The sequence below is a fragment of the Pseudoalteromonas umbrosa genome (genome assembly GCF_030125375.1).
In the GTDB taxonomy this organism is placed as follows: domain Bacteria; phylum Pseudomonadota; class Gammaproteobacteria; order Enterobacterales; family Alteromonadaceae; genus Pseudoalteromonas; species Pseudoalteromonas umbrosa.
On record NZ_JASJUU010000012.1, the window covers coordinates 1 to 4,642 of the forward strand.

General features: G+C 40.4%; 2 protein-coding genes. Both read left to right on the top strand.

The window, feature by feature from the left end:
• On the top strand, positions 1–1,739 hold a 1,739-nt coding region (locus QNM16_RS24860; protein ID WP_284022916.1), incomplete at its 5' end, for a non-ribosomal peptide synthetase.
• 3 nt (positions 1,740–1,742) lie between these two features.
• Positions 1,743–4,642 (top strand): non-ribosomal peptide synthetase (locus tag QNM16_RS24865; protein ID WP_284022917.1); only part of this gene is annotated, 2,900 nt, incomplete at its 3' end.

Sequence of the window (4,642 nt, forward strand, 5' to 3'; positions counted from 1 at the left end):
GGGCCAACCAAGTTGCGCATTACTTAAGGGCAGAGCATGGGGTAGGGCCAGGGGATTTAGTGGGCCTGTGTCTGACTCGCTCAGTTGAGATGGTGGTTGGGATGTTGGCGATCCTTAAAGCTGGCGGAGCTTATGTGCCAATCGACCCAGCATATCCTGCGGAGCGGATTAATTACGTACTTGAAGACACTGATGTGCGCGTTGTGTTAAGTGAAAATACTGTTCTTACACCTTATCGTTACGGTAGTAAAGCACATTGGGTTTGTTTGAAAGGTAAAGATTGGAAAAGCTTTAGTCAAAGTGATCCGGCAGTTGCTAATGTCGGTGTTCAAACAACAGATCTAGCTTATGTAATTTATACATCGGGTTCTACAGGTAAGCCCAAAGGCGTTATGGTAGAACATCGCTCAGTGGGTAACTTTTTAGCAGATTATATGCGTAGAGGAAAACCTGCAGAACGCGTGAGTAACTGGGCGAGTTTTAGTTTTGATGTCGCTGTGGCGGAAATTTTTTCTGCTTTGTGTAGTGGTGCTACATTGATAATTACACCTGAAAGTGTGCGCTTTGATGCTCGGTTGTTTGTTAAATGGCTAGAAAGTGAAAAAGTGAGTACCGCTTATATTCCGCCTTTTTTTATACCTACGCTCAAGCAAATATTGGTTGAACAAGGCGCAGATTTCAGTCTGACTAAAATTTTAGTTGGTGTTGAGCCTATTTCTCATCAAGATTTGTTGGCAATTAGAAAGCGGCTTAACGGAGTAGATATCATCAATGGCTATGGCCCCTCTGAAGCTACAATATGCAGTACTTTCTATCAATTTAATGAGCAAAGCGAATCAGGAAAAAATAGATATACACCCATTGGTAAAGCTCTATCCAATTTAAGTTTAATGATTCTAGACAGCAACTTAAGTTTGGTGCCAACAGGTTCGATTGGCGAGCTATATGTTGCAGGTGACAACGTATCAAGGGGGTATTTAAATCAGACTGATAAGACAGCCCAAAGCTTTATCGCTAATCCTTACAGTGAGACTGAATACGATCAGAAAATGTATAAAACAGGCGATCTGGTTCGTTGCTTATCGGATGGCAATATTGAGTTTGTTGGTCGTAAAGATAATCAAGTTAAAGTTAGGGGATTCAGAATTGAATTGGGGGAGATTGAAAGCTGCTTACTAGCCTGTCAAGAAGTTGAGTTAGCCGTTGTTATTGTTCATCAAGTAAATGGTATAAATCAGCTGGCAAGTTATATAACGCCTGCTGAATTTGAACATGCAATAGACACCTCTGAGCTTATCAAGTCAGTTAAAACGCAATTGAGTCAATACTTGCCAGATTACATGATCCCAGAATTTATGATGGTGCTTGATACGATTCCTCTGACAATGAATGGCAAAGTGGATAAGTTGTCGTTACCTAAGTTTGATTTTCAAGAAGAAGAGCTGGTTCTACCTCAAAATGAGATACAGCAGCAATTAGTCGATATCTGGGCTGAACTATTAAACTTACGAGCCGAGAAAATAAGTGTAAATACGAATTTTTTTCAACTTGGTGGCCATTCGCTGCTAGTAGGGCAGCTCGTATCAAAAATTCAAAGTCAATTCGAATTAGAAGAAATTAAGCTCGCAGATTTTATGCAAGCTCAAACCATATTAGAACAAGAACAAGAAGTGGCATATCTACTGAGTTTAAGAAACGAAAATATGGAAGAGTGTGAATACCTAGATGAGGAGTGGTAAAGGATGGGTAGCAAGTTAACCGTCACAGAATTAAAGCATTATATAATAGACGCAAAACATAGAGGTATTCACTTTTACCTTCAAGATGGCAGGCTTAAATCTAAGTCTAAAGCGGGCGCAATAACAAGTAATGATAAACGGCTTGTAAAAGAAAACAAACAGCAGCTGGTTAACATGTTATCCGATTATGCAAATACAAGCAGTATTGAAATAACCGCTCAGAGTATTAAAACGGATCACTTATCATTTTCCCAAAGTCGAATTGTTTTTCTCAATAAGTTAAAAGGCACTAGCTCAGATTATAATATGGTTATTCCATTCACAGTTGCTGGATATATAGACCTAGTTCGCCTTGAAGCTTCATTCCAGGCGATTGTCGAGCGGCATGAGACATTACGCACGACTTACTATGAGGATGATGGAGAATTTAAGCAGTTAGTTAAATCAATTGATCAAGTTGAATTTAAACTTTGTACCGAGTACAGAGAGTCATACCAAGATGAACAGCGTCAATTAGACATTGATGAAAATATAAGCGCGGAGGCTAACTATAACTTTAATCTTGAGTCAGAACTCATGATTCGGGCTAAGTATGTTCAATATGCTAGTCAGGTAGGCCTATTGGTGATCAACATTCATCATATTGCATCTGATGGTTGGTCTATGGAGATATTAAGGCAAGAGCTCAGCACCTTGTGTAACGCCCACTCTTTGGATCAAGGTAAAGACATGTTGCCAGAGCTGCCACTGTGTTACAGAGATTATGTGTATTGGCAGCATAAAAACATGCACAGCAATGATATAGCAAAGCAGATTGCCTATTGGTCTCAAGGTCTGTCAGGTATTCCCGAAACGCATGCACTCCCGGTCAAAGTACAGCGTCACTCAAAGATGACTAGAAAGGGGAGAAAAATAGAATCTAGCTTAACGTCATGTACTTCCAAGCAGTTAAATGAATTAGCAAAGTCGCTGCAGATGACGCCTTTCATGCTGTGCCATGCATTGTTTTCACTCATCATTAGTAGATACAGTCATCATCATGATATTGTAGTTGGTACACCTTTATCAGGAAGGCTAACGCCATCATTGAAAAATATGATGGGTCTTTTTGTTAATACGGTGGCCTTGAGAACAAATACAAATTTTGAGCTTGTTGGCGATTTCTTCAATCATGTGAAAGAAGTACACATTGGTGCTCAGTCAAACCAGTCATTGCCTTTTGATAAAGTTGTCGAAGCCTTAAATATAGATAGCCAGTTGACCCATAACCCGATATTTCAGATGTTATTGACAGTTAATTCTGATTACGGATTAGACTCCAATGCTGCAGACAAAACTTTGGTATTCCCGGATGCGACACTAACAGTCGCTGAGCAATATGATGTATCGCTAAAATTTGAGTTAGAGGTAGACTTTAACATAAGTGATTCAGGGGGAGTGATCAGCTGGCAATTTGATAAAGAGTTATTTGATGACGAATTTATCCAAGCTTTGGATGAACACTTTCATTCCTACCTATACAGACTTTTAAACGCAACAGATATATTGCACATGCCGCTAGCTGATGTAGTTGCGGTCTTAGAGCAGCAAAAAATACGTCTTACTCAACCCAATGAAGCATCGATTAAAAACCCAACTTACCAATGTATTCACAGTATTATAGAAGCTCAAGTCAACGCTCAAAAAGACAAAGTAGCGGTTGTTTGCGCAGAGCAGAAGATGAGTTATCAAACGCTCAATGAAAAAGCGAATCAGGTTGCGAATTATCTTCGTGAGGCGCATGGAGTAGGTCCGGGCAAGTTAATCGGCCTGTGTACTCGTCGTTCCATTGATATGGTCATTGGCATGCTGGGCATTCTTAAAGCGGGTGGTGCTTATGTGCCTATTGACCCTGAATATCCGGTTGAACGAATAAATTATATGTTGACGGACAGTAACATTTCTACGGTATTGAGTGAACATTGTATTTTGACAAGGCCATATGCGGTAGATTCAAATGCAACTTGGCTGGCATTGGATAAGATAGAATTAGATGGTTATTGTCCGTGTAACCTTGATATTGAATATATCGGTCTTCAATCATCTGATTTAGCTTACATTATTTATACTTCAGGTTCTACGGGCAGACCAAAAGGGGTTATGGTAGAGCATCGCAATGTACATGCTTTAATGACTTGGTCAGAAAAAACATTTAGCTCTAGCGGGCTGCGTAGCGTATTAGCTGCAACCTCGATATGCTTTGATATCTCGGTTTTTGAGATATTTGCTCCATTGAGTGTTGGCGGCCAAGTTTGGTTAGCACCAGATCTTCTTACTGTAAATCAGAAAAACATAGTGACTGATGTCAGCTTAATAAATACTGTGCCTTCAGTAATGACAGCATTTATGGAAATGGGTGACTTACCTGAAAGTGTTGAGGTAGTCTGTCTCGTTGGTGAGCCAGTAAAGCAAACTTTGGTTGATGCTTTATATCAAAGAGGGGTTCAAAAGGTATATGACTTATATGGTCCAACTGAAGATACAGTTTATTCAACTTGTGCACTACGAGAGTTAAATGGGGTCGCAAATATAGGCTACCCCATACATAACACTTACGCATATGTACTTGATGAGAAAAGGGCATTAGTACCTATTGGAGCGATAGGGACTTTATATCTAGGCGGGTCTGGTGTAACCCGGGGTTACTTGAATCAGCCGGAGCTAACAGCACAAAAGTTTTTGCCAAACCCTTTTACGGATAATGATACTGACCGCATGTATAATACGGGCGATTTAGTACGTTATCGCCACGATGGCACCTTACAGTATCTTGGGCGCTCGGATGAGCAAGTGAAGCTCAACGGTTTGCGTATTGAGTGTGGCGAAGTGGCCCATCAATTGAACCGCTGCCAAGGTGTTGAACA